Source organism: Paenalcaligenes niemegkensis (assembly GCF_022230885.1).
GTDB classification, from domain to species: domain Bacteria; phylum Pseudomonadota; class Gammaproteobacteria; order Burkholderiales; family Burkholderiaceae_B; genus Paenalcaligenes; species Paenalcaligenes niemegkensis.
The window spans coordinates 2,212,701-2,238,605 of the sequence record NZ_JAKGCT010000004.1; the positions used below are offsets into that span (position 1 = coordinate 2,212,701).

13 protein-coding genes and 6 pseudogenes are annotated in these 25,905 nt (G+C 49.9%); 3 read left to right on the forward strand and 16 right to left on the reverse strand.

Annotated elements, in window-relative coordinates:
• Positions 1–156: 156 nt before the first annotated feature.
• From L1889_RS14825 to rpsL, 11 genes and pseudogenes are all read right to left on the reverse strand, one after another.
• Positions 157–972 (reverse strand): betaine/proline/choline family ABC transporter ATP-binding protein, encoded by an 816-nt coding sequence (locus tag L1889_RS14825; RefSeq protein WP_238665742.1) that lies wholly within the window; start codon positions 970–972, stop codon positions 157–159.
• The gene (locus L1889_RS19285; RefSeq protein ID WP_238665743.1) at positions 972–2,933 is read right to left on the reverse strand and encodes a glycine betaine ABC transporter substrate-binding protein; all 1,962 of its coding nucleotides are present in this window, start codon (positions 2,931–2,933) and stop codon (positions 972–974) included. The genes L1889_RS14825 and L1889_RS19285 overlap by 1 nt, the downstream gene beginning before the upstream one ends.
• 214 nt (positions 2,934–3,147) lie before the next feature.
• A pseudogene (locus tag L1889_RS14835) lies at positions 3,148–4,655 on the reverse strand (tripartite tricarboxylate transporter permease).
• Between the two features lie 10 nt (positions 4,656–4,665).
• Positions 4,666–5,142, reverse strand: coding sequence for a tripartite tricarboxylate transporter TctB family protein (locus L1889_RS14845; RefSeq protein ID WP_372871671.1), 477 nt, complete (start codon positions 5,140–5,142; stop codon positions 4,666–4,668).
• A gap of 48 nt (positions 5,143–5,190) precedes the next feature.
• Positions 5,191–6,174 carry a Bug family tripartite tricarboxylate transporter substrate binding protein gene (locus L1889_RS14850; RefSeq protein WP_238665747.1) on the reverse strand — a complete coding sequence of 328 codons (984 nt, stop codon included), beginning with the start codon at positions 6,172–6,174 and terminating at the stop codon, positions 5,191–5,193.
• A gap of 38 nt (positions 6,175–6,212) precedes the next feature.
• On the reverse strand, positions 6,213–7,808 hold the full coding sequence (locus tag L1889_RS14855; protein ID WP_238665748.1) for a gamma-glutamyltransferase family protein: 1,596 nt from the start codon (positions 7,806–7,808) through the stop codon (positions 6,213–6,215).
• A 407-nt stretch (positions 7,809–8,215) separates the two neighbouring features.
• On the reverse strand, positions 8,216–8,527 hold the full coding sequence (gene rpsJ, locus L1889_RS14860; RefSeq protein WP_238665749.1) for a 30S ribosomal protein S10: 312 nt from the start codon (positions 8,525–8,527) through the stop codon (positions 8,216–8,218).
• 69 nt (positions 8,528–8,596) lie between these two features.
• Positions 8,597–9,787, reverse strand: a complete 1,191-nt coding sequence (gene tuf / locus L1889_RS14865) for an elongation factor Tu (protein WP_238665750.1) — start codon at positions 9,785–9,787, stop codon at positions 8,597–8,599.
• 81 nt (positions 9,788–9,868) lie between these two features.
• Positions 9,869–11,971: an elongation factor G gene (fusA, locus tag L1889_RS14870; protein WP_238665751.1), complete on the reverse strand. Its 2,103-nt coding sequence runs from the start codon at positions 11,969–11,971 to the stop codon at positions 9,869–9,871.
• Positions 11,972–11,989: 18 nt separating this feature from the next.
• Complete coding sequence (gene rpsG, locus L1889_RS14875; protein ID WP_238665752.1) at positions 11,990–12,460, reverse strand: 30S ribosomal protein S7; 471 nt, start codon at positions 12,458–12,460, stop codon at positions 11,990–11,992.
• Between the two features lie 148 nt (positions 12,461–12,608).
• A pseudogene (rpsL, locus tag L1889_RS14880) lies at positions 12,609–12,979 on the reverse strand (30S ribosomal protein S12).
• Positions 12,980–13,498: 519 nt separating this feature from the next.
• Here rpsL and L1889_RS14885 point away from each other — a divergent pair.
• The 3 genes and pseudogenes from L1889_RS14885 (at position 13,499) to L1889_RS14895 (ending at position 17,276) form a co-directional block, all read left to right on the forward strand.
• Positions 13,499–14,193: pseudogene (locus L1889_RS14885) on the forward strand (response regulator transcription factor).
• A 10-nt stretch (positions 14,194–14,203) separates the two neighbouring features.
• Positions 14,204–15,289, forward strand: coding sequence for a FecR domain-containing protein (locus L1889_RS14890; RefSeq protein ID WP_238665754.1), 1,086 nt, complete (start codon positions 14,204–14,206; stop codon positions 15,287–15,289).
• A gap of 10 nt (positions 15,290–15,299) precedes the next feature.
• Positions 15,300–17,276 carry a CHASE2 domain-containing protein gene (locus L1889_RS14895; RefSeq protein ID WP_238665755.1) on the forward strand — a complete coding sequence of 659 codons (1,977 nt, stop codon included), beginning with the start codon at positions 15,300–15,302 and terminating at the stop codon, positions 17,274–17,276.
• 144 nt (positions 17,277–17,420) lie between these two features.
• Here the strand turns inward: L1889_RS14895 and L1889_RS19290 are convergent, their stop codons facing one another.
• From L1889_RS19290 to rpoB, 5 genes and pseudogenes are all read right to left on the reverse strand, one after another.
• On the reverse strand, positions 17,421–19,811 hold the full coding sequence (locus L1889_RS19290; protein ID WP_372871675.1) for a DNA-directed RNA polymerase subunit beta': 2,391 nt from the start codon (positions 19,809–19,811) through the stop codon (positions 17,421–17,423).
• Positions 19,812–19,883, reverse strand: a pseudogene (locus tag L1889_RS19295) (hypothetical protein); the annotation flags it as partial.
• Positions 19,871–20,737, reverse strand: a complete 867-nt coding sequence (locus L1889_RS19300; RefSeq protein ID WP_372871770.1) for a DNA-directed RNA polymerase subunit beta' — start codon at positions 20,735–20,737, stop codon at positions 19,871–19,873. The gene L1889_RS19300 and the pseudogene L1889_RS19295, both read right to left, overlap by 13 nt.
• Positions 20,717–21,681 (reverse strand): annotated as a pseudogene (locus L1889_RS19305) (DNA-directed RNA polymerase subunit beta'); the annotation flags it as partial. The pseudogene L1889_RS19305 and the gene L1889_RS19300, both read right to left, overlap by 21 nt.
• Positions 21,681–25,791 (reverse strand): annotated as a pseudogene (gene rpoB / locus L1889_RS14905) (DNA-directed RNA polymerase subunit beta). The pseudogenes L1889_RS19305 and rpoB, both read right to left, overlap by 1 nt.
• Positions 25,792–25,905: the final 114 nt, after the last annotated feature.

Consider the following 25,905-nt stretch of genomic DNA (forward strand, 5'->3'; position numbering starts at 1 on the left):
GCTAAGCTAGCTAATATAACACGATAAATCAAAGACAAGCAATGAATTAGCTAGCTGTCAAGCATGAATACAACGACCATAAATTTCTGGCGGCGTTTTTTGCTTTTTTCGTGTTCCCCCCACAACCCAAAGACCCAGGAGGCAGCCCCAGGCCCCTCAGCGCTGACGTCTGGCTATAAAGTGCTCGACATACTCATTGTTGGGATTCTCGACAATTTGCGCCGGGCTTCCTGCTTGCTCAACCAAGCCGTCCCTGAGAATGACGATATGCTGGCCCAGCCGGAGCGCCTCATCAATATCGTGTGTCACGAAGATCACGGTTTTTTGCAGATTGCTTTGCAGGCTAAGTAGTTGATCTTGCATCTCGTAGCGTATCAATGGATCCAGCGCAGAAAAAGCCTCGTCCATTAATAGTATCTCGGCGTCCGTTGCCAGTGCCCGTGCCAAGCCGACACGCTGCCTCATTCCACCCGAGAGCTCGTCGGGGTATTGATGCTCATAACCCACTAAACCTACGTTCTCAATCCACAGGCTCGCCTGGGCTGCTGCCTGTTTCGCGTCGTCATGACGCACCATCAATCCAAAGGCAACATTCTCATGCACGGTCAGGTGCGGAAGCAATGCAAAGCTCTGAAACACCATGCTCATTTTCCGCCGCCTGAACTCACGTAACTGATCCAGGCTTAAATCGAGAATATTCTCGCCATCAACCATGAGTTCTCCGGAAGTAGGATCAATTAGCCTATTGATATGCCGGATTAACGTTGATTTTCCTGAACCAGATAAGCCCATGATGCACGAAATCTCTCCAGCCTTAAACTCAGCGCTGACACCGGCAAGCCCGATATTACTACCGCTTGCCTTCTGAGCCTCTTGTTTAGGCATCCCTTGTTCCAGCAACGCCACCGCTTTGTCCGGGTGAGCACCGAACACCTTGATGATATTTCGCAACTGCACTTTGGATTGAGTCATTATTTGGGCTCCGATTTCAGCAAGCGAGCCCTGGACCGCTTGGATTTTCCATAAGCTTGCGTGGTGCGATCCATAACAATGGCCAATATCACGATTGCAAAACCTGCCTGCAGACCTCGGCCGATATCGTTGGTCTGAATACCTGCCAATACGTCTTCCCCGAGGCCCTGTGCGCCAATCATTGAAGCAACCACGACCATCGACAAAGCCATCATTGTGGTTTGGTTAATTCCCGCCATGATGCTGGGTTTTGCCAAAGGCAAGGTGACTTTACGCAGCATCTGGCCTCTCGTCACTCCAAAAGATTGTGCCGCTTCGGTCAGCTCGTGATCCACCTGCCGTATTCCTAAGCTGGTCAACCTGATCAAAGGCGGTACGGCATAGATAACCGTGGCCAAAATCGCAGGCACCTTACCTAGGCCGAATAGCATCAGTACAGGAATCAAATAGACAAAACTGGGCATCGTCTGCATCACATCTAATATAGGAGCGAGTATTTTTCGTAGCCACCTGCTTCTGGCGGTGACAATCCCGATTGGAATGCCTATCAATATAGACAGTGCGGTAGCCAACAGCACCAAAGCCAGCGTCTGCATGAGCTTATCCCAGAGGCCTAGGGCCCCAATCAGGTAAAAGCCCACGGTGTAAAGCACTGCCGAGCTTAGCTTGCGCGTTGCATGCCAGCTCAAGACAGCCACAAGAAACAGGAATACCGGCGCGGGAGTGGCTATCAAAAGTCGCTCGAAGGGCAGCAACAGATTAACCAGTACAAAATCACTTACCGCCCTGAAGGAATCACCGCTTTTTTGAACCACACTGCGCAGCTCTTCATTGATTCGCGTCCTTAACGACCAGCTCGGGAAAATGGGATGAAGCTGTGTAGCGCTTACTGCGCCGCCTAAAGAGGCGGTTCCTGACAATGTTTCTTCCAGGCGCAGCGCCACATCGGCCGGCAGCCATGCTTTCCAATATTCGGGATTCTTGGATAAAAAGCCCGCAGCTGCTTCCTCGCCCGAGATATGTTTTTCAGTCATCTCCAGAATGATCTGGTTCATCAAGCCGGGCCGAAGCGACAAACGCTCAAAAAAGTTGAGCAATGCCGGATGAGACTCTGCAAAGGGAGCCGAAAGGGCCAGACTAAGGTGGGACACAATAAAATCGGTGGGGCAAGCCTGTCCCACCTCGTTAACTGCCGCATCCCAGCAACTCTGATTGAAGGGTGGCTGCTCTATGCGTCTGAAGCTGTATTTAGCCATTAAGCCAGCAGGCTGCCAGTAATAAAACAAAATTGGCTTGCCGCGCTCGTAGGCGGCACTAATAGCAGAATCCAGCGCGGCGCCGGTGCCCGATCTGAAATTGGTGTAGTAATCGCTCAGTCCGTTAGCCTCCAAGAGTTCGGTGTTGAACTTTTCGCAGACCCAGCCTGTAGGACAATTAAAAAAACGTCCTTTTGCGGGATTCTCGGGATCCTTAAAAACCTCGGCGTACCGAGCCAAATCATCCACCGTCTTAAGTTCAGGAGTTACTGCCCGAATATTTCGATTGTCATCACCATCAACCATATAGTCAGGAACATACCACCCTTGCTCGGCCCCGCCCTCCAGGGTGTCGCCGACTACACGCACCGTATTTTCGGCTACGGCTTTCTCGATAATTTCAGTACGCCCGGACCATAACTCGGCAATGATTTGTATGTCGTTCTGTGTAAGCGCGGTTTCCAGGGCAGCTGATGTCCCGGGAACGACCTCTACATCACATCCGTAGCCCTGTTCTAGAATCTGCTTGACCAGCTGGGTTGTAAAGGCGGCACTTTCCCAAGAGAGGTCAGCCATTTTGATGGTCGTCTCGCCACAGATGTCTGGATTAGACTCTGCCCCGTAAGCCGGGGCAATACTTATCCCCCACCAAAACAATATCGCTAAAAGCAGGGAGCGCAAAAGAGTGGCGGGCTGAGCATACATAAAGCCTCCTGGGATTCCGATCTGGGTAACCAGCATTCACACCTGACAGCAGACCACGTACGGCGTTGAATCAACCACTATAAATAGTCATTGAAGCAGCCTCACCCGCCGGGCAGCAGTCGCGACACGAGTTCAAGCATATACCAAGCAGGCCCTTGTCAACCGTACAGCGCGGTACAACACTACCCTAAACGCAACATTTCATCACTCCTCCTTATTGTGTGAGTGCTGGCGTTACCCCATCATTTTTTCGTAATTTCTGACGAATACTTTTATAAATCATTGCTCCTAAATAAACTAAGGTAAGTATCCAGAACACCTTAGAAATATGGCTAGCCACAAAAAACCCGAGTTCTCCTTGTGACATTAGCAACGACTGCCTAAATGAGTTTTCTAATAACGGTCCTAACACAAACCCTATAAGCATCGGTGCACGAGAGAAATGGAGTGTCACCATAATGTGTCCCAACACACCCATGGTGAACATAATCATGATGTCAAACATGCTTTTGTTAACACCATAAGCCCCAAAGACGCACAATACCAACACTCCTGGCAATAACAGCGAGGGTCGGATATGAAGCAGACGTCCCAGCATAGGGATGCTAGCTTTACCAATCAAGAATAACAAAGCGGAGCCTGCCAGCATGCCCATAAATAGAGAATAAATAATGTCGATATTACTCTGAAACATTAAAGGCCCTGGTTGCAGACCATGAATCATGAATGCGCCCAAAATCACGGCCGTAATTACATCGGCAGGAATACCCAACGCCAATAAAGGCACCATGGAGGCTCCGCCCACGGCACTATTCGCTGACTCAGCAGCAGCCACCCCTTCAATATTCCCCTTCCCGAAGCTATCTGGATCAGCAGCTTTACGCTTAGCTTCCCCATACGAGAAAAACGCAGCAGGTGTGGGCCCTAGCCCCGGAATCACGCCCAAAATCACACCAAAACAACTACTACGTAGCAAAGTTCTCCAATATTTAAAAAATCCTTTAACGCCCAGACCTTTTTTTCCTAACACTGCTATTTCTTGATTTTCTTTGTTTCCGCTGTACATCTGGAAAACCTCGGGCAGAGCAAAAAGCCCGATCAGCACGGGCACCAGGCTTAGACCCGCGTTAAGCGAAGTAGCACCAAATACAAAACGTTCTTCACCCGTTATCATGTCCATACCGACGGTAGCCAACGCGAGGCCCAGCACCATAGACAAAAAGCCTTTAACCATCTGTTGAGCAGCAATGCCAGCAACAATAACCAAGGCAAAAACCACTAGCGCGAATAGCTCAGACGGACCAAAATCCAAAGCAAAACTGGCAAGCCACGAAGCACTAGCAATCAATACAAAGGTAGAAACCAGGTCACCAAAGCAAGAGGCATATAGGGACATTTCCAATGCTTCTCTAGCCTTGCCCTTTTTTGCTAAAGGATAGCCATCTAGCATGGTGCAGGAGGCAGCCGGCGTGCCTGGGGTATTGATTAAAATAGCGCTAATCGCTCCGCCGTACATCCCCCCTTATACACTCCAATCAATAACAGCAGTCCAGCTATAGGCTCCAATGAAAAAGTAAAAGGCAAGGCTATAGAAATAGCCATCACCGTGCTTAACCCTGGAATCGCCCCTATCACCGTGCCAATAAAAACACCCACCACCAAAGAAAGTAGGCTGTACGGATCACCAAACATGAGCAAAGCACTTGTTAAATCTTGCATCATGACAGGCCTCCTAAGAGAATAAATGGCCTACTGGGCCCAAAGGCACGAGTACCTGTGCCACGTGAATAAAGAACACAGTAATGGCTGCCGGCACTACAACCGCCAACATGGTTAGCTTTTTATAGTTTTTCTCCCCTGCTAGCAAAGAGTAGGCAGCGAAAGCAAGAACGGATGCCAGCAGCAAACCAATTGATTCAGCTAAAAAATAATAGGGGATTAATAGCAGCACCGAATATAAAACCCTCAATGACTTCGAGCATATGGGTGTTTGCTGTGATCCTTTCCCCTGCAACACCGCTAAGCCCCCTTGTACTAAAAGTAGAAACCCCAACATGCCAAGTAAACTGGCTATGACATAGGGCCAAAATGCCGCGGAAAGCGCTAAACTTTCTGGCTCTCCAAATTGGATGACTCCTGCCGGGATAGCCCAAACCAAACTTAAGCAGGCCAAGATAAACAAAACCATTCCAGTGACAAAGTCCCTCATGTTCTCTCCTTTTTTATATGCGGCATTCTATTTACTTAGGGTGCACTTTTAGTTTCTTTTTAAGCCCATGCGAATAGCCATTTCTCTATAGATATCTTGTTGCTGACTAATAAATTGTTGAGTTTCTTCTGGCGGTAGTATGTTTGGTTCCGAACCCATCTTTTTAATGAACTGCTGCCATGCTTCATGATTTTTAACTTGCTCTAACGCGCTTAGATAAAGATCGACTTCCACTTTGGGCATATCAGGTGGTCCCATAAGCGCGCTCCAGCCAACTACTTCTTCCATCTCTTCTAAACCTAGCTCTCGCGCGGTGGGCACTTTTTCCAAACCTAGAATGCGTTCACGGGAAGTCACTAACAAGCCTTTCACGGTCCCACTTTGTATCTGGGGCAAAATAGGACCAACATTCCCGCAGAACAAGTCAATGTGACCTCCAGCTACTGCGGTAAGGGCCGGCCCTTCCCCTTGCGAAGGAACATGGGCTGCAGCACGCTGTGGGTTTTCAACCCCTAGTACTTCAAGCAATCGCAATACCGCAAACTGATTTAACGAACCCACGCCAGACGAGCTGTACGTTAAAGTACCGGCTCGCGAGGTAAGTGCATCTTTCACTTCGCTTATAGAGTTATAGTTTTTACGCGAACTCGTTACGCACACAATAGGATCAGTAGCTATCATGCCTAACGGCGTGAATCCAGTTGGATCGTAAGGAACTCGCTGCAAATTAGGAGCAACAGCCAGTGTTGCAATACGAGCTAATAAGACAGTTTTCCCATCGGGCTTCGCTTTATATACAAAATTAGTTCCCACCATGCCTGCTGCACCAGGACGATTTTGTACAATCATTTTATTTTTTAAGCTCGGCTCTATATAGGTAGCAAGGTTACGTGCCATCAAGTCAGACACGCCGCCAGCTGCATAGGCGACCACGAGTTCTACCGGACCTGAGGCAAACACCGGCCCCGATAAGAAAAGCCCCAACGTTGCTATTAATTTTTTAAAGCAATGTTTTTTTTGTACCTTTTTCATAACGTTGTCTCCACTTATAATTATCTTAGGTACTATATTTAGTAAGCCGCTACTTGACCGTCAGCCCTACAATCAGAACCGCCAACAAAAACATCATTGTCTAAACGCCAAATAATTTGACCGCGTCCGAATCCGGTATCATCTGGCGAAACCACCACATCATGGCCCCGCGATAACAACGAACGCACCACATGCTTCGGCATGCTTTGTTCGACGCGTACAGTGTTAGCCGACACCCATTGCCAGCGTGGCGCATCTAAAGCCGCCTGCGGGTGCATATGGTGTTGAATCGTGTTCAGCACCATTTGCAAATGTCCCTGTGGTTGCATATAGGCTCCCATCACCCCGAAAGGGCCAACCGCTTTTCCGGCCTTCGTTAAAAAGCCAGGCATGATCGTGTGATAGGGGCGCTTATTTGGCCCTAGTTCATTGGCGTGGCCTTTAATTGTATTGAAGCTGTGGCCGCGATTGTGCAGCGCAATACCCGTTTCTGGAACCACAATTCCGCTACCAAAGCCCATATAGTTAGACTGGATGAAGCTAACCATCATGCCACTTTTATCCGCAACCGCCAGATACACCGTATTGCCCCGTTTAGGTATTCCTGCACGCGGTTCCAGCGCTTGATCTCCAATCAGGTTCCGCCGCTCAGCGGCATATTCTTTATTCAGTAAGGCATTAATTATTGTTTTATCTAGGTTATCGCCAACATATTCCAAGGTATCTATGAAGCCAAGCTTCATCGCTTCTATCTGCAAATGTATCGAATGCTCGTCTTCTCTATGCTTTGCAAGATTCAAACCATCCAAAATGTTAAGCGCTAGTAAGGTGGCCAATGCTTGATTATTCGGCGGTAGCTCCCAAACCGTATAGCCTTGGTAGTTTGCAGAAATAGGCTCCACCCACTCCGGCCGATACGCGGCTAAATCATTTCGATCAATTAATCCACCTGTCTTTGCTGCAAACTCGCAAATCTTCTCGGCCAAATCACCTACATACATCGCTTCACTTCGACTATCTGCCAACTGCTCCAAAGTTCTTGCTAAATCTTCTGAACGCCACACCTCGCCAGCTTTAGGTATAAAGCCTTCAGGCAGAAAAGTGTCATGCCATGCTTTAAACGGTTCCCCAGAATGACTTTTCATTGTTTTTTGCGCGCGGCGCCAGTATTCGGCAACGACGGGCGATAAGGGGTAACCCTCCCTGGCATATGAGATCGCAGATTTAAATAGGCTGGAAAACTCTGTCTTACCGAATTTCCTATGTAATTCGGCCCATGCTCTCGGAGCACCTGGTACAGTCACCCCTTGCCAGCCCAACGCTTCTATTTTGTCCCCGTGCTTGAGGCCTAAAGACTCATAACTCGTATTTTTCGAGGATCTACCTGAACCGTTTAATGCATGTAGCTTTTGACCATCCCACACCAGTGCAAAGGCGTCCCCTCCGACACCATTCTGAGTTGGCTCCACGACGGTTAATGTCGTCGCTGCCGCTAATGCCGCATCGATCGCATTTCCACCAGCACGTAAGATGGCTAAGCCCGCCTCCGCAGCTAAGGGATGGGAAGTAGCAACCATTCCTCCCTGTGCATACACGGGCTCTCTAGGCACCGCATACGGGTTCTGTTGGTTCATTATGCTGTCTCCGATTTATTATTGACGAGAAATTAGCACAATCGTACCATTGCGAACCAACAACACAACCGCTTTCAATGAAAAAGGCTAAAAATCAGTAAAAACACCTAAATACGATACTCAGAATAATAAAAAATAAGATAATAAACCATAAAACCAAGAAATTGGTCTCAAATTGGTCTCAATGAATGTAGATAAGAATTCGCCTTTATATAAACTCTTCTCATTCGTATAAAAGCGCGTCCTATGGACCAAAACGACGCACATCCTACTGCTGGGTTAACTCAGCTGCACCAAAAATTTATCGCAACTCCTAGCTACAGGGGAGACGGTATAAAAAAAGCGGGACACAATTATTGTGCCCCGCCTTTTTATAGTACGTAATAATTACGTACTAGGAAATTCTTTTACTGTAGTGCGATTTCTACATCAACACCTGCAGGCAGGTCAAGACGCATAAGGGCATCAACAGTTTTGTCTGTAGGATCAACAATATCCATTAGACGCTGGTGTGTACGCATTTCAACTTGGTCACGGGCTGTTTTGTTCACGTGTGGTGAGCTCAACAGATCGTAACGGCGGATACGTGTAGGCAGAGGTACAGGACCACGAACTACAGCACCAGTGCGCTTAGCCGTATCGACAATTTCAGCCGCAGACTGATCGATAAGTTTGTAATCGAAAGCCTTGAGGCGGATACGGATTTTTTGGTTTTTCATGAGATTTCCTAAAGAACGAAAAGCGCGAGGGCAAATTCATAGCCCCCGCATTTAAACTACTTCAGCAGCTTACTTGATGATTTTGGCAACGACACCAGCACCAACAGTACGGCCACCTTCGCGAATCGCGAAACGCAGACCTTCTTCCATCGCGATTGGCGCAATCAATGACACCGTCATCGAAATGTTATCACCAGGAAGCACCATTTCTTTGTCTTCCGGCAATTCGATCGTGCCCGTTACGTCCGTCGTACGGAAGTAAAACTGAGGACGGTAGCCCTTGAAGAATGGCGTGTGACGACCACCCTCTTCTTTGGACAGAATGTAGACCTCAGCAGTGAAGTCGGTGTGTGGCTTGATCGAACCTGGCTTGGCCAATACCTGACCACGCTCAACGTCTTCACGTTTTGTACCACGTAGCAAAATACCAACGTTATCGCCCGCTTCGCCCTGATCGAGCAACTTGCGGAACATTTCAACACCAGTACAAATCGATTTCACCGTATCACGGATACCGATGATTTCGATCTCTTCGCCCACTTTCACAATACCGCGCTCGATACGGCCGGTAACCACAGTACCGCGGCCCGAAATCGAGAACACGTCTTCAACAGGCATCAGGAATGCACCGTCAACCGCACGTTCAGGCGTAGGAATGTAGCTGTCAAGCGCCGCTGCCAGTTCCAGCACAGCTGAGTGACCCAAGGGGCCAGCATCGCCTTCCAGAGCCAATTTAGCAGAGCCAGTGATGATCGGTGTGTCGTCGCCAGGGAAATCGTAGTTCGACAGCAATTCGCGAACTTCCATTTCAACCAGTTCGAGCAACTCAGCGTCGTCAACCATGTCGGCTTTGTTCAGGAACACGATGATGTAAGGAACGCCAACCTGGCGGCTTAGCAAAATGTGCTCGCGTGTCTGAGGCATGGGGCCATCAGCAGCCGAAACCACCAGAATCGCGCCATCCATCTGCGCTGCACCGGTAATCATGTTTTTAACGTAGTCAGCGTGACCAGGGCAATCAACGTGAGCGTAGTGACGGTTAGGTGTCTCGTACTCGACGTGTGAGGTGCTGATGGTGATACCGCGGGCTTTCTCTTCAGGAGCTGCGTCGATTTGCGCGTAGTCGCGCGCTTCGCCGCCGTATTCTTTTGCCAAAACCGTGCAGATTGCTGCGGTCAATGTGGTCTTACCGTGGTCAACGTGACCAATGGTGCCTACGTTGACGTGTGGTTTGTTTCGTTCAAACTTACCTTTTGCCATGATTTATCCCAACTATGTTTTCAAGAAAACAAAAATTTTAAACCTGCCTGTTTATACAACAGGCAGGCACATAAGTGTTACTTATTTTGCGCGTGCGCTAACAACTTCGTCAGCTACGTGCTTAGGCGCCTCGGCGTACTGCTTGAATTCCATGCTGTACGTTGCGCGACCTTGAGTTTGCGAACGCAGGCTTGTGGAATAGCCAAACATCTCGGCTAAAGGTACTTCCGCCTTGATCGTTTTGCCACCGCCTGGGATGTCATCCATACCCTGGACCATACCGCGACGTGAGGACAGATCGCCCATCACTGTACCGGCATACTCTTCAGGTGTTTCGACTTCGACAGCCATGGTTGGCTCTAGCAATACCGGGTCTGCCTTACGCATACCTTCTTTGAATGCCATTGAGGCTGCCAAACGGAACGCGTTCTCGTTAGAGTCAACATCGTGGTATGAACCAAAGAATAGCGTAGCCTTAACGTCAACCACTGGATAACCAGCAATGACACCAGCGTGCAAGGTTTCGCGGATACCTTTGTCGACAGCGGGGATGTATTCGCGAGGAACTACACCACCTTTAATTTCGTCAACGAATTCGTAACCACCACCAGCTTCCATTGGCTCGAGCTTAAGCACAACGTGACCATACTGACCACGACCACCCGACTGGCGTACAAACTTACCTTCAACTTCTGCACACGTTTTACGGATAGTTTCGCGGTAAGCAACTTGTGGCTTACCTACGTTGGCCTCAACACCGAATTCACGGCGCATACGGTCAACAAGAACCTCTAGGTGAAGCTCACCCATACCAGAAATAATGGTTTGGCCAGACTCTTCGTCACTGCTTACGCGGAAAGACGGATCTTCCTGCGCCAAGCGGGACAATGCCACACCCATTTTTTCCTGGTCAGCCTTAGTTTTTGGCTCAACAGCCTGCGAGATAACGGGCTCTGGGAAAATCATGCGTTCGAGAATCACGTGATTCTGCATATCGCAAAGAGTTTCACCAGTGGTCACGTCTTTCAGGCCCACAACCGCCGCAATATCACCCGCTACCAGTTCTTTAAGCTCAGCACGGTTATTGGCATGCATCTGCAAGATACGACCAATACGTTCACGTTTGCCCTTGATAGGGTTATATACAGTGTCACCAGAGCGCAATACGCCCGAGTAAACTCGTACAAACGTCAACTGACCTACAAACGTATCTGTCATTAGCTTAAATGCCAATGCAGACATCGGTGCAGTGTCATCGGCAGGACGGCTGACTTCGTTGCCATCGTCATCTTCACCATTAACTGGTGGGATATCAACAGGCGAAGGCATGTAATCGATCACAGCGTCCAGCATGCGCTGTACACCTTTGTTTTTAAAGGCAGTACCGCACAGCACAGGCTGAATTTCGCCTGCAATCGTACGCAAACGAATACCCAGATTGATGTCAGCTTCGGAAAGATCGCCCTCTTCCAGGTACTTGTTCATCAACTCTTCGTTGGCTTCCGCTGCGGACTCAACCAGCTGCTCGCGCCACTCGTTAGCGTCGTCTACTAAGTCAGCGGGAATATCAATGTATTCAAACTTGACGCCGTAGTTTTCGTCTTCCCAGACGATACCTTTCATTTTGACAAGGTCAACTACGCCTTTGAACTGGTCCTCGGCACCAATCGGCAATACGATAGGTACAGGATGTGCTTTCAAGCGTAATTTGAGCTGGTCTACTACTTTGGAAAAGTTAGCGCCAGTACGGTCCATTTTGTTAATGAATAACAGACGTGGAACACCATACTTGTTAGCTTGGCGCCACACAGTCTCGGACTGAGGCTGAACACCACCTACGGCACAATAAACCATCACGGCACCGTCAAGTACGCGCATGGAACGCTCAACTTCAATCGTGAAGTCAACGTGTCCGGGCGTGTCAATGATGTTGACGCGATGCTCGGGGTAATCACCAGCCATACCACGCCAGAAAGCAGTCGTAGCAGCAGAGGTAATGGTAATACCACGCTCCTGCTCTTGCTCCATCCAGTCCATGGTGGCGGAACCCTCGTGAGTTTCGCCCAGCTTATGGCTTACACCGGTGTAAAACAGGATGCGTTCTGTCGTAGTGGTTTTTCCGGCATCAATGTGCGCAGAAATACCAATATTACGATAGCGCTCGATAGGGGTTTTGCGGGCCATGATCTATATGTCCTTTGATTACCAACGGAAATGGCTGAAGGCTTTGTTGGCTTCTGCCATTCTATGCGTGTCTTCACGCTTTCTCATTGCACCACCGCGACCTTCGGCTGCATCAAGCAATTCGCCGGCCAAACGCAAATCCATGGATTTTTCACTACGTTTTTTCGCAGCTTCACGCAACCAACGCATGGCTAACGCTAAACGGCGAACAGGACGAACTTCGACAGGTACTTGGTAGTTAGCGCCACCTACACGGCGGCTTTTTACTTCAACAACAGGTTTGATATTGTTGATGGCGGTTGAGAACACTTCGATCGGATCTTTGCCGGCTTTTTCCTGGATTTGATCGAGGGCGCCATAAACAATACGTTCGGCAACAGCTTTCTTGCCGGATAACATGACTACGTTCATGAACTTGGCTAGCTCAACGCTACCAAATTTTGGATCGGGCAGAATTTCTCTTTTGGGTACTTCGCGACGGCGAGGCATATTACTTTCCTTTGTGACAATTCAGTTGAACCGCGTTTCACGGCCACGGCCATTTATCTAAGAAAATGGCCACTTACATGCCTTTGCTTTAAGGACAAAGGCTGCACGGACACGGACCAGAAAGCCTGATCTGCGGAAACTACAGCTTTTATTTAGGACGCTTCGCGCCGTATTTAGAACGAGCTTGCTTACGGTCTTTAACACCTTGCAAATCGAGCGCACCGCGAACGATGTGATAGCGCACACCTGGCAAGTCTTTTACACGACCGCCACGGATAAGTACGACTGAGTGCTCTTGCAGGTTGTGGCCTTCACCGCCGATGTACGAAATAACTTCGTATCCGTTAGTTAGACGCACTTTAGCGACTTTACGCAAAGCAGAGTTAGGTTTTTTGGAGTGGTGGTGTAGACACGAGTGCAAACACCACGGCGCTGCGGGCAGTTCTCGAGCGCTGGGCTTTTGCTGCCTGGACGACCGACACCGCGCGGTTTGCGCACTAATTGACTAATGGTTGGCATAACCTCGACGTATCCTTTTACGTACAAAACTTGACACGTCCTGGCGACATGAAGCATGTGGCTCGGACGACTTGCACAGAACCGCCCCGAACGAAAATTACGTAAAAGAACGGGTCTGGCATTATTTGCCCAGAAGCAGGGTTGAGTGACAACGAACCAAAACCAACGGGCTGTTGGCCTGCAACAGCTTATTAGCATAGAGTAAAAGCGAAACGCTTAAACGCAAATAATAAGTTGCTAAGATGATTGATGTAGTAATTCGTACAAGCGTAGCGAATTCAAGTTGTAAAACAACCCCATGCAGCTGGGCGATCTACCTTTAGGAATACCGGCAAAGGATCCTATGAGTAAGCCCACCAATGTATCATGTAGTCAAGTTTTGGGTCAACACTTTGCCTTAGCTAAGGTTGTATCGCTTGGTGACCGTTACATTCTTGTCACATAATACGCAGTAACTTTCTAAGTAAGCCTTCATCATCGCTATACTTTCATCCAACCCTTATGCCTCATCTGCGCACTATGAACATTGCATCGCTCGAAGACGACCTCGTACAAGCCCAATTTATTGCGCAGGTCCTTGAGACCGCCGGCTACCCTTGTACTCAGTTCCACTCTGGCAAGTCATTAATTGCTACCTTGGCTAAACCCCATACCTTTGATCTGCTTATTCTCGACTGGGAAGTCCCTGATGTCAGCGGTCTGGATGTTTTACATTGGGTGCGAACCAAACAGGGCTACGCCTTGCCCGTGCTTTTTTAACAAGCCGCACAAGTGAAGATGATATTGTAGTCGGCTTGCAGGCCGGTGCCGATGACTATATGCAGAAGCCGGTACGCGAAGGCGAACTGGTAGCACGAGTACAAGCGCTCATACGCCGCATGAACCCTATTGTGCCCTCCAGCGAGCCCTTTTCTTTCGGGCCCTACGCAATCGACCCTATTGCTTCGACCATTAGCCTCAGGGGCGAAGATATCGTGCTTGCCCCAAAAGAGTTCGATCTTGCCCTGTTGCTATTCAGAAATCCCGGGCGTCTCTTTTCTCGCGACGTACTGAGCACAGCCGTTTGGAATCGTGAAATTCCCGCTACCTCGCGCACGCTTGACACTCACCTTTCAAATATTCGCCGCAAGCTGAATTTGCGCCCTGAAAATGGAGTACGCCTAAATGCGTCATATGCATTGGGCTACCGCCTTGAATCTTTTAACGAAGTCTAACTAAACACACATGCTCAAACGCCTCACTCTGTATACGTTGCTAACCTTAGCCTTATCAAGCCAACACGTTATTGCCCAACCTTCCGGCGCAGAGGGAGACGATTTTATATATCAGGTTCAGTCCGGGGACACCCTTTCGGATATTGCTGATCTCTACACTTTGCGCGTTGCCAACTGGCGGCCGCTGCAAGCATTGAACAATGTGGCTGACCCGTTTGCCTTACCCATTGGTAAAAGCCTGCACATCCCTTTTTCCATGATCCCCATGGTCCCTGCAGAGACTGTAGTCACCCACAGGATCGGTAATGTACAAATAAACGGCCGCCAGGCCAACATCGGATATCAGCTTAAAGAAGGCGACGTAGTCACTACCGACGCGAGCTCTTTCTTAGCCTTAAAACTGATTGATGAAAGTACGGTCAGTGTGCCCCCTAATAGCCAACTGACAATCTCCCGTATCCGGGCTTTTGAGCGTGCAGGTATTACTGACTCAATTCTGATTCTAGACAAAGGTAATATAGAGACGCGTGTCGCACCCGAACAGCAGGGGGTGGGCCGCTTTGAAGTTCATACACCTGTAGCGATTACAGGGGTGCGTGGCACCGATCTCCGGGTCAGGGCCCAAGACGAACAGACTATAACCGAAGTCATCACAGGGCGGGCAAAGCTGCACGCTCCTGGCAATCCTGCCCGGCTGGTACAGGCTAATCGCGGAGCAGCAATAGACTCTACCGGAAACATCTACGCCAGCACTACCTTATTGCCTGCACCCGATATTTCGGAGCCTGTTCGCGGTCCAAATGGCTGGCAATTAAGCTTCCCTGCTGTTCCGGGGGCAGAAAGCTACCTGGTGCAGGTGTCACTTGACGAGCCAGGCTCCCAATTGGTGTCGCGCGACCTAAGCACTGACACCACCGTCAATTTCCGCTCCTCAGGCTCAGGCAACCATTATGTGCGAGTACGTGCTATTGATGTCCACGGAATTATGGGTGTAGACGCCGTAGCCGGCTTCCCAGGTCAGGCCTCGCTGACCATCGCTGACGGAACCCCGGTGATGACCCGCTTTGGTGCGCCGGTGGCTTTAACCGAGTTCTAGCCCCCTCTCTATGCCCATCCCGTCAAGCAGTACAGGCGCCCGTGTCCGTTCTGGCTCATTAGCCAGACAAGTTCAGTTTGAATGGCGCCTTGTAACCGTTTTACTGCTGTTGATGACACTCGCTCTTTCACTGTTCAGACACGAACTTAAACTCTCTCAAATCGATAATAGTTTTTACGATTTTCAGATGAAACTGTCTATCCCTTCCGAGGTAGACCGCTCTATCGCTTTGGTGGTTATTGACGAAGGCAGTATTAAAACACTCGGCTACTGGCCTTGGCGCAGAGCTGAGCACGCGAAACTACTAGGCCAGTTGCAGCAGGCAAAGGCAGTGGGGTTTGATATTGTCTTTCAAGATGAAAATCCCGCTTACCCCTTAGACGACCATGTGTTTGCCCAAGCCTTGCAGGAGCATGGCCGCGGGGTGTTGCCCGTCATAGTGCAGAACGGCAACACGTATGCCGAGTTGCCCCTGCCGCCTTTGGCCACTGCCGCAAGTCAGCTGGGCTTCATTAATATCTTTCCAGACCCGGACGGTGTTGTCAGGCGAGCCGACATGTCGCTCCATACCCAAGACGGACAGAGCTGGCAGCATATGGTTCTGGCCATGCTGCGAGCCGGTGGCGACGAAAACGCTGCCGAGACGCTGATCAACGATAAGCACCAGCAGCACCTTATTCCGTTCTCAGGCAAGCCTGGGCACTTTGAAACGTATTCCTATGCGGCTGTCTTGGCAGGGAATTATCCTGCTGACACGTTTAAGGATCGTTACGTACTGGTGGGTGCATGGAGTAGCGGTTTAGGAGACTTCTACCCTACCCCACGCTCGTGGATAGAACGTACCAGTATGTCGGGCGTTGAAATTCTGGCTAATACCTTGAGTAATGCCAGGACAAATCACTGGATTTCAGAGCAACGGCGCTGGATCACCGCAATTGCCAGCTTGTTGCCCGTATATCTGGTGTGCATTATTTTGATCCGCTTTTCTCCAAGGCGAGCCTTCATTGCCACCATCGGCCTGATGTTCGCAATTTTTATAGGGGATTGGTTCCTGCTGCATGTTTTGAACATTTGGTCACCACCGACGGCCAGTTTGATTTGTACGATGCTGGCTTATCCAGTCTGGCACTGGCGAAGTCAGGAGACTGTTTTACGGCATGTGAACCAGGAACTTTCGGCCCTGAGCGCGCAGGACCCTACACTTCGACTTGCCCTCCAGGCCAAAGAGCACACTGAGACTCTGCCTATACGGTTAAGCTTCCTGCATAGGGGTATAGAACTGTTGCGAGAAGCACAGCAGCGCCGGGAACAGACCCTGCGATTCATTTCTCATGATATGCGCGCGCCACAAAACTCGATTCTGGCATTGGTTTCGATGCAACGAGCAGGTAACGATCATCTTGCGCACCATGAACTACTTGAAAAGATGGAAGACTATGCCAATGCTACCCTTGAACTGGTAGACAACTTTATGGATCTGGCTCGCGCAGAAGCCATGGAACTAGAGTTCACTGAGCTTTATTCTGCTGATCTGATGTCGGCGGTATGTGACGACGCATGGAGTAGAGCCCAGGAAAAGAAAATCACCTTATTGTTTGATGAGCCTAGCAACGCTCCTTGGATCAAGGCAAATGCGCCCATGCTTAAACGGGCCTTAAGCAACCTGGTGGACAACGCTATAAAGTACAGCTCTCCCCACACCATAGTGGAATGCGCTATTGCCGAACACGACGAGATGCTGGTGATCCGTATTAGCGATCAGGGCTGGGGCATCCCAGAACATCTGCAAGCCACAATTTTTCAGCCTTTTCTCCGTGCTCATGTTGATGATCACAACGCACCCGGCGGAAGTGGCATAGGCCTGGCTTTTGTAGAAACCGTCGTACAACGTCATCATGGACACATCGAATTAGATAGCAAGGTTAATGAAGGCAGTTCATTCACCATCTATCTGCCTGCTGTACAGCTAAAGCCAGAATCCAAATGAAGCCTCGTCCTTAACAGTTACCCCTTCCGCTTGCCTTTATATTCAACTAGCTACGCTCTAAAATAAAAACAGCCCCATGCTATTTCTAGCATGGGGCTGTTTCTTTAGATTATGAAAAAGGAGGAGTCTGTGAAGACTTAGCTCTTATTCATTATCTGAGGCACTGGCTGGTTGCGATGTTTCATCAGCGGCAGTTTCACCACTTGCGTCAGACGAATCGTTGAAGGGGCTATCGCTCCCGAACGGATTCTCCTGTGCGCGAGCGGCTTGACGTTCAGCGATTTCAAACAGCTCTCTTTCGTGACGTGCACGGTGGAAGGCCATACCTGTACCGGCAGGAATGAGGCGACCCACAATGACGTTCTCTTTGAGGCCTCGCAGATCGTCACGTTTGCCCATAATAGCGGCTTCGGTTAGGACTCGCGTAGTCTCTTGGAAAGAGGCCGCCGAAATAAACGAATCAGTAGACAACGATGCTTTGGTAATACCCAGCAAAACGTTCTCGTATGACGCGGTCAGTTCTTTACTGGCTTCCAGACGATCATTCTCGTTTAGCAGCTCAGAGCGCTCAACTTGCTCACCCGTGATAAATTGGCTATCACCAGCATCGGAAATATTCACCCGACGCAGCATCTGGCGAACAATGACTTCGATGTGCTTGTCGTTAATCTTCACACCCTGCAGACGGTAAACGTCCTGAACTTCATTAACGATATAGCTGGCCAGTTGCTCGATGCCTTTGAGACGCAAGATGTCATGAGGATCAGGTGGACCATCAACAATGGTTTCACCCTTATTCACAACTTGACCATCATGCACCAACACCTGTTTCTCTTTGGGAATCAAGAACTCATGGCTGACACCGTCAAGGTCGGTAATGACCAGGCGCTGTTTGCCCTTCGTATCTTTACCAAAGGAAACCGTACCGGTAACTTCGGCCAACATACCCGCATCTTTAGGTGAGCGTGCTTCGAATAGTTCGGCAACACGTGGCAGACCCCCGGTAATATCGCGAGTTTTTTGCGATTCCTGAGGAATACGAGCCAGAATCTCACCCACGGAAACTTGCTGACCGTCACGAACGGTAATCAAGGCTCCGACCGGGAACGAGATATTCACCATATGATCGGTACCGGCAATTTTGATCTCATCGCCAGATTCGTTCAACAGTTTGATCTGCGGACGCAGTGTGATCTTCCCACCACGTGTTTTAGGCGTGATGACCACCAGAGTCGACAAGCCGGTTACCTCATCGACTTGACGGGCAACCGTCACGTTCTCGTCGATATTCTCGAAACGAACGGTACCACTGTACTCGGACACGATTGGACGCGTCAGCGGATCCCAACTGGCGATACGCTGGCCGGCTTTGACGTCTTCGCCATCACCTACCGAAATATTCGCACCGTATGGGATCTTGTGACGTTCACGCTCACGACGGCTATCATCATAAATAATGATTTCGCCCGAACGGGAAATAGCCACTTTTTCGCCTTTGGCGTTGGTCACATAGCGCAGACCGATGGCAAAACCAACCTGACCTGCAATTTTGGTTTCAACCGTGCTGGTCGTCGCTGCACGCGATGCTGCACCACCAATGTGGAAAGTACGCATCGTAAGCTGTGTACCTGGCTCCCCGATAGACTGGGCAGCGATAACACCGACTGCCTCACCACGGTTAACCATACTGCCCCGGCCCAGATCGCGACCATAACAATGCGCACATAGCCCATGACGGGTTTCGCACGTTAACGGTGTGCGAATCTTGACTTCGTCAATGCTCAGGGCATCAATCAGATCAACGAGGTCTTCGTCAAGCAAGGTACCTGCAGCTACTGCTGTCTCTTGGGTATCTGGATTGATGACATCAATCGCAGCTACACGGCCCAGAATACGGTCACGTAATGGCTCAATAACTTCACCGCCGTCCAGTACCGCTTTCATGGTGTAGCCGCTGGACGTACCGCAATCGCTTTCTGTGATAACCAGGTCTTGAGTCACGTCGACAAGACGGCGTGTCAAATAACCTGAGTTAGCCGTCTTCAAAGCAGTGTCAGCCAGACCTTTACGCGCACCGTGAGTAGAAATAAAGTACTGAAGTACGTTTAGACCTTCACGGAAGTTAGCGGTAATCGGTGTTTCGATAATCGAACCATCCGGTTTGGCCATCAAACCACGCATACCAGCCAACTGGCGAATCTGCGCAGCCGAACCTCGGGCACCAGAGTCAGCCATCATGTAGATAGAGTTAAACGACTCTTGACGCACATCTTCACCGTGACGGTTTTGAACAGGCTCAGTGGCCAGCTCTTCCATCATGGCTTTACCAACACGATCACTGACTTTGCCCCAGATATCGACCACGTTGTTATAGCGCTCTTGAGAGGTAACCAGACCCGATGAATACTGCTTGTCGATCTCTTTGACTTCGTTACCGGCCTGGTTCAGAATTTCTTCTTTAACCGTAGGAACCACCATGTCGTTCATGGAGATAGAGATACCTCCACGTGTGGCCAGACGGAAACCGGACTGCATAAGCTTATCGGCAAAAATCACAGTAGCACGCAGGCCACAACGACGGAAAGACTGATTGATCAGCTTGGAGATCTCTTTTTCTTCAAGGTCTGGTTCATTTGCTTGAAAGACAGACCGTGAGGCAAGATCTCGGACAGCAATGCGCGTCCGACCGTTGTTTCAAAACGCTGGGGTGTAGCGACCCATTCACCGGCTTCGTCTTTTGCGAACTCGTCAATACGAACGGTGATTCGAGACTGCAGTTCGACTTCTTTGTTGTCATAGGCGCGCTGCACCTCGGACACGTTCGCAAAGAACATGCCTTCGCCCTTACCGTTGATACGGTCACGGCTGGCGTAGTACAGACCTAAAACAATATCCTGCGACGGCACGATAGAAGGTTCGCCATTGGCAGGGAACAATACGTTGTTCGACGCCAACATCAATGTACGAGCTTCTAGTTGAGCCTCTAGCGACAGCGGTACGTGGACCGCCATTTGGTCACCGTCAAAGTCAGCGTTAAAGGCCGCACACACGAGTGGATGCAACTGAATCGCTTTACCTTCGATCAGAACAGGCTCAAATGCCTGAATACCCAAACGGTGCAACGTAGGCGCCCTGTTAAGCATTACGGGGTGTTCACGAATAACCTCTTCGAGAATATCCCAGACCACAGGCTCTTGATTCTCGACCAACCGCTTGGCTGCTTTGATGGTTGTTGCCAGACCCATCATTTCCAGACGATTGAAAATAAAAGGCTTAAAGAGCTCTAGCGCCATCAGCTTAGGCAGACCACACTGGTGCAGCTTAAGTTGAGGACCAACCACAATTACCGAACGACCGGAGTAGTCGACACGTTTACCCAGCAAGTTCTGACGGAAGCGACCGCCCTTGCCTTTGATCATGTCGGCCAGCGACTTCAGCTGACGCTTATTCGCACCCGTCATAGCTTTGCCGCGACGACCGTTGTCGAGCAGGGAGTCTACTGACTCTTGCAGCATACGTTTTTCGTTGCGCAAGATAATGTCAGGAGCTTTTAGCTCGAGCAGACGCTTCAACCGGTTGTTACGGTTGATGACGCGACGGTATAAGTCGTTGAGATCGGAAGTTGCAAAGCGGCCACCATCCAAAGGCACCAATGGGCGCAACTCGGGCGGCAGCACTGGCAGCACTTCGAGAATCATCCAGTCAGGCTTGATGCCTGATTTCTGGAATCCCTCAAGCACTTTCAGGCGCTTCGAAATTTTCTTGATCTTCGCTTCAGAACCAGTGGCTTTCAACTCGGCGCGCAGCGTTTCAACTTCGCGATCAATATCGATAGAGCGCAACAGTTCGCGCACGGCTTCAGCACCCATAAGGGCCTGGAAGTCGTCACCGTATTCTTCGGTTTTAGCAAAGTAATCATCGTCAGACATGATCTGACCGCGTTTAAGCGGGGTCATGCCAGGTTCAATTACGCACCACGCTTCAAAATAAAGCACGCGTTCGATGTCACGCAAGGTCATGTCGAGCACCATACCCAAGCGGGATGGCAAGCTCTTCAAGAACCAAATGTGCGCAACTGGACACGCCAATTCGATATGCGCCATGCGTTCGCGACGGACTTTAGAGACAGTGACTTCAACGCCACACTTCTCGCAAATCACGCCACGGTGTTTCAGGCGCTTGTACTTACCGCATAAGCATTCGTAGTCTTTGGTCGGGCCAAAAATCTTGGCACAAAAAGACCATCGCGCTCGGGGCGGAAAGTACGATAGTTAATCGTTTCTGGCTTGCGGACTTCACCGAAAGACCAGGAGCGAATTTTCTCAGGGGACGCAATGCCAATTTTGATGGCATCAAACTGTTCGTCCTTAGAGACTTGTTTAAAGAGATCGAGTAGCGCTTTCATTATTTACGCTCCAAATCCATGTCGAGGGACAAGGATCGAATTTCCTTGACAAGAACGTTAAACGACTCCGGCATGCCGGCTTCGATAACGTGGTCACCCTTGACAATGTTCTCATAAACCTTGGTACGTCCGGCGATGTCATCGGATTTAACCGTAAGCATTTCTTGCAGAGTGTAGGCAGCACCGTATGCTTCAAGTGCCCAGACCTCCATCTCTCCGAAACGCTGACCACCAAATTGAGCTTTACCGCCCAAGGGCTGTTGAGTGACGAGCGAGTAGGGACCAGTAGAGCGAGCATGCATCTTGTCATCCACCAAGTGGTGAAGTTTCAGGAAGTGCATATAACCCACTGTTACCGGACGCTCAAACTGTTCGCCAGTTAGACCATCAAACAACATCACTTGTGTACGTCCGGATGCCAACTGCAGTTTTTCTGCAATATCGTCAGGATAAGCAAGCTTCAGCATCGTACGGATTTCATGTTCGGTGGCACCATCAAACACCGGTGTTGCCAAAGGCATTCCGTTGCGCAGGTTATGTGCCATTTCAACAACTTCCGCATCCGTCAAGCCAGCAATATCGGCGGCTTTACCAGTGCTGTTGTAGACACTATCCAGGAACTCACGTACTTCGGCTACCTGATAGCCCTGCTCGCTGCTCAGCATGTCGTTGATACGATGGCCCAAACCTTTAGCAGCCCAGCCCAAGTGAACTTCGAGCACCTGCCCTACGTTCATTCGAGAAGGAACACCCAAGGGGTTCAGCACGATATCAACAGGCGAGCCATCGGCCATGTGCGGCATATCTTCAACCGGCACAATCCGAGACACCACACCTTTGTTCCCGTGACGACCAGCCATCTTGTCACCGGGCTGCAAGCGACGCTTAACAGCAAGGTAAACCTTGACCATTTTGAGAACGCCCGGAGGCAACTCATCACCTTGTGTCAGTTTCTTGCGCTTCTCTTCAAAAGCTAAGTCGAACTGATGACGCTTTTGCTCAAGGGCATCTTTAGTCTGCTCAAGCACAACGGCGTGCTCTTCGTCGGCCAGACGAATATCAAACCACTGCCAGCGGTCGAGATCTGCCAGGTACTCGGCCGTGATCTCGCTGCCTTTGGGCAGGCGACGAGGACCACCATTGACTACCTTGCCGGTGAGGAACTTGGCGGCACGATCAAAGGCATCATCTTCTACGATACGAAGCTGATCGTTCAGGTCTTGACGGTAGCGACGCAGCTCGTCGTCGATAATGGACTGAGCACGCTTATCGCGTTCAATACCTTCACGCGTGAAGACTTGAACATCAATAACTGTACCTACCATGCCGGAAGGCACACGCAACGATGTATCTTTAACATCGGAGGCTTTCTCGCCGAAAATCGCACGCAGCAATTTTTCTTCAGGAGTCAGCTGGGTTTCGCCCTTGGGCGTAACCTTACCTACCAGTACATCATCAGCACGAACTTCTGCGCCAATGTACACAATACCGGAGTCATCCAGACGGTTAAGTTGAACTTCAGACAGGTTACTGATGTCTCGTGTGATGTCTTCTGCACCCAGCTTGGTGTCGCGAGCCACCACCGTCAGCTCCTCAATGTGAATTGAGGTGTAACGGTCATCGGAAACAACTTTCTCTGAGATGAGGATGGAATCCTCAAAGTTATAGCCGTGCCATGTCATGAAAGCGATCTTCATGTTCTGGCCCAGCGCCAACTCGCCCAGGTCGGTAGACGCGCCATCGGCCAATACGTCACCACGGGCAAGAATATCGCCACGCTTAACGATAGGACGCTGGTTGATGTTGGTGTTCTGGTTAGAACGTGTGTATTTGGTGAGGTTGTAAATATCAACACCCACTTCACCCGCCACGTTTTCCTCATCGTTCACACGAATAACGATACGCTCGGCATCAACGTGATCAACCACACCGCCACGACGGGCCATGACTGTAGTACCGGAGTCGACTGCAACCGTGCGCTCGATACCTGTACCGACCAGTGCTTTCTCCGGACGCAAACATGGCACCGCCTGGCGCTGCATGTTGGCACCCATCAGGGCACGGTTAGCATCATCATGCTCCAGGAACGGGATCAGGGAAGCCGCCACCGACACAATCTGTGAAGGAGCCACGTCCATGTATTGCACGTTATCCGGCGATGTCATGAGGGTTTCACCCGCTTCACGACATGCAACCAGATCATCAGCAAAACGGTGATCATCGTCAAGCTCAGCGTTAGCCTGGGCAATGATGTAGTTGCTTTCTTCAATGGCGGACAAGTACACGATTTCGTCGGTTACCTGATTGGCTACCACTTTACGATAGGGGTTTCAAGGAAACCGTATTCGTTCAGGCGGGCATACAACGCCATCGAGTTGATCAGACCAATGTTCGGACCTTCCGGCGTTTCGATTGGACACACACGACCATAGTGAGTCGGGTGTACATCTCGAACCTCAAAACCGGCACGCTCACGTGTCAGACCACCAGGTCCCAATGCTGAAACGCGACGCTTATGCGTAATTTCAGATAAGGGGTTGGTTTGATCCATAAACTGCGACAGCTGGCTGGAGCCAAAGAACTCTTTAACCGCTGCCGAAATAGGACGTGAGTTAATAAGATCGTGAGGCATCAGGTTTTCACTTTCAGCCTGACCCAAACGCTCTTTGACAGCACGCTCAACACGCACTAAGCCTGCACGGAACTGGTTTTCGGCCAGTTCGCCTACACAACGAACACGGCGGTTGCCCAAGTGGTCAATATCATCGATTTGACCAATACCGTTACGAAGATCAACCAACACTTTGATGGTGTTGACGATATCGTCGTCTGTCAGGGTCATCGGGCCTTCGATAGTTTCGCCACGACCTAAACGACTGTTGACCTTCATGCGGCCTACGCGAGAAAGGTCATAGGACTCTTCGCTGTAGAACAACCGCTGGAACAAGGCTTCAACCGCATCTTCGGTAGGAGGCTCACCCGGACGCATCATGCGGTAGATGGCAACACGCGCGGCCATTTGGTCCGCAGTGTCATCAGTGCGCAAGGTCAGGGAAATAAACCCGCCCTGGTCAAGGTCGTTGATATAGAGCGTTTCGATATCACGGATATTGGCCAGGCGTAGCTCGGCCAGTACGGTTTCAGTGATTTCATCATTTGCTTTGGCAATGATCTCGCCCGTATCGGGATTGACCACGTTTTTAGCCAACGCACGACCCAGAAGGTAATCTTCAGGGATCGAAATATAATCAATTTTTGCTTCATCCAGCTGACGCATATGACGAGCGTTAATACGCTTGTCCTTTTCAACGATTACATTGCCGTCACGATCAGTAATATCGAAACGGGCAACTTCGCCGCGCCAGTGCTTAGAAACAAATTGCAGACGACCGCCTTCACTTTCGAGTTCAATATGATCGAACTCAAAGTAATGAGCCAAAATGGCTTCCGGTGTCATACCAATAGCTTTCAACAATATCGAAACCGGCATTTTACGACGGCGGTCAATACGGAAGAAAAGGATATCTTTAGGATCGAACTCAAAATCGAGCCACGAACCACGGTAAGGAATGACGCGAGCAGAAAACAACAGCTTGCCAGAGCTATGCGTCTTACCACGGTCATGTTCGAAGAACACGCCAGGTGAGCGGTGAAGCTGCGATACAATGACACGCTCAGTGCCATTGATGACAAACGAGCCATTATCTGTCATGAGTGGTATTTCACCCATGTAGACTTCTTGCTCTTTGACTTCCTTGACAGTGGGTTTGCTGACCTCGCGATCCATGATCACTAAGCGAACTTTCGCACGCAAGGGCGATGCATACGTCAAACCACGGAGTTGACACTCCTTGACGTCAAATACAGGTTCTCCAAGCACATAGCTAACGAACTCTAGCCGTGCCATCCCGTTATGGCTTACTATTGGAAAAATAGAATTAAAAGCTTCTTGCAGGCCTTCCGATCTACGTTCAGAAGGTAGCGTATCCTTCTGCAGAAAGGTTCTGAAAGAATTCAGCTGGGTTGCCAATAAGTAAGGAACCTGCTGCACGTCTTCACGTTTGGCGAAGCTCTTGCGTATGCGCTTTTTTCGGTGTACGAATAAGGCATGAGCACTCCGACTCAAGGGTTACACGGGCCGTCAACCACGACCCCGGTTTACGACTCTAGAAAACCTGACTCAAATAATAAACAGCATGTTTAAATCAAAGGTTTTCTGGAGAC

Coding starts and splice junctions, on each gene's coding strand:
- L1889_RS14825 (WP_238665742.1), bottom strand. CDS start 972: ATGACTCAATCCAAAGTGCAGTTGCGAAATATCATCAAGGTGTTCGGT.
- L1889_RS19285 (WP_238665743.1), bottom strand. CDS start 2,933: ATGTATGCTCAGCCCGCCACTCTTTTGCGCTCCCTGCTTTTAGCGATA.
- L1889_RS14845 (WP_372871671.1), bottom strand. CDS start 5,142: ATGAGGGACTTTGTCACTGGAATGGTTTTGTTTATCTTGGCCTGCTTA.
- L1889_RS14850 (WP_238665747.1), bottom strand. CDS start 6,174: ATGAAAAAGGTACAAAAAAAACATTGCTTTAAAAAATTAATAGCAACG.
- L1889_RS14855 (WP_238665748.1), bottom strand. CDS start 7,808: ATGAACCAACAGAACCCGTATGCGGTGCCTAGAGAGCCCGTGTATGCA.
- rpsJ (WP_238665749.1), bottom strand. CDS start 8,527: ATGAAAAACCAAAAAATCCGTATCCGCCTCAAGGCTTTCGATTACAAA.
- tuf (WP_238665750.1), bottom strand. CDS start 9,787: ATGGCAAAAGGTAAGTTTGAACGAAACAAACCACACGTCAACGTAGGC.
- fusA (WP_238665751.1), bottom strand. CDS start 11,971: ATGGCCCGCAAAACCCCTATCGAGCGCTATCGTAATATTGGTATTTCT.
- rpsG (WP_238665752.1), bottom strand. CDS start 12,460: ATGCCTCGCCGTCGCGAAGTACCCAAAAGAGAAATTCTGCCCGATCCA.
- L1889_RS14890 (WP_238665754.1), top strand. CDS start 14,204: ATGCTCAAACGCCTCACTCTGTATACGTTGCTAACCTTAGCCTTATCA.
- L1889_RS14895 (WP_238665755.1), top strand. CDS start 15,300: ATGCCCATCCCGTCAAGCAGTACAGGCGCCCGTGTCCGTTCTGGCTCA.
- L1889_RS19290 (WP_372871675.1), bottom strand. CDS start 19,811: ATGCAGTCCGGTTTCCGTCTGGCCACACGTGGAGGTATCTCTATCTCC.
- L1889_RS19300 (WP_372871770.1), bottom strand. CDS start 20,737: ATGACGGGTGCGAATAAGCGTCAGCTGAAGTCGCTGGCCGACATGATC.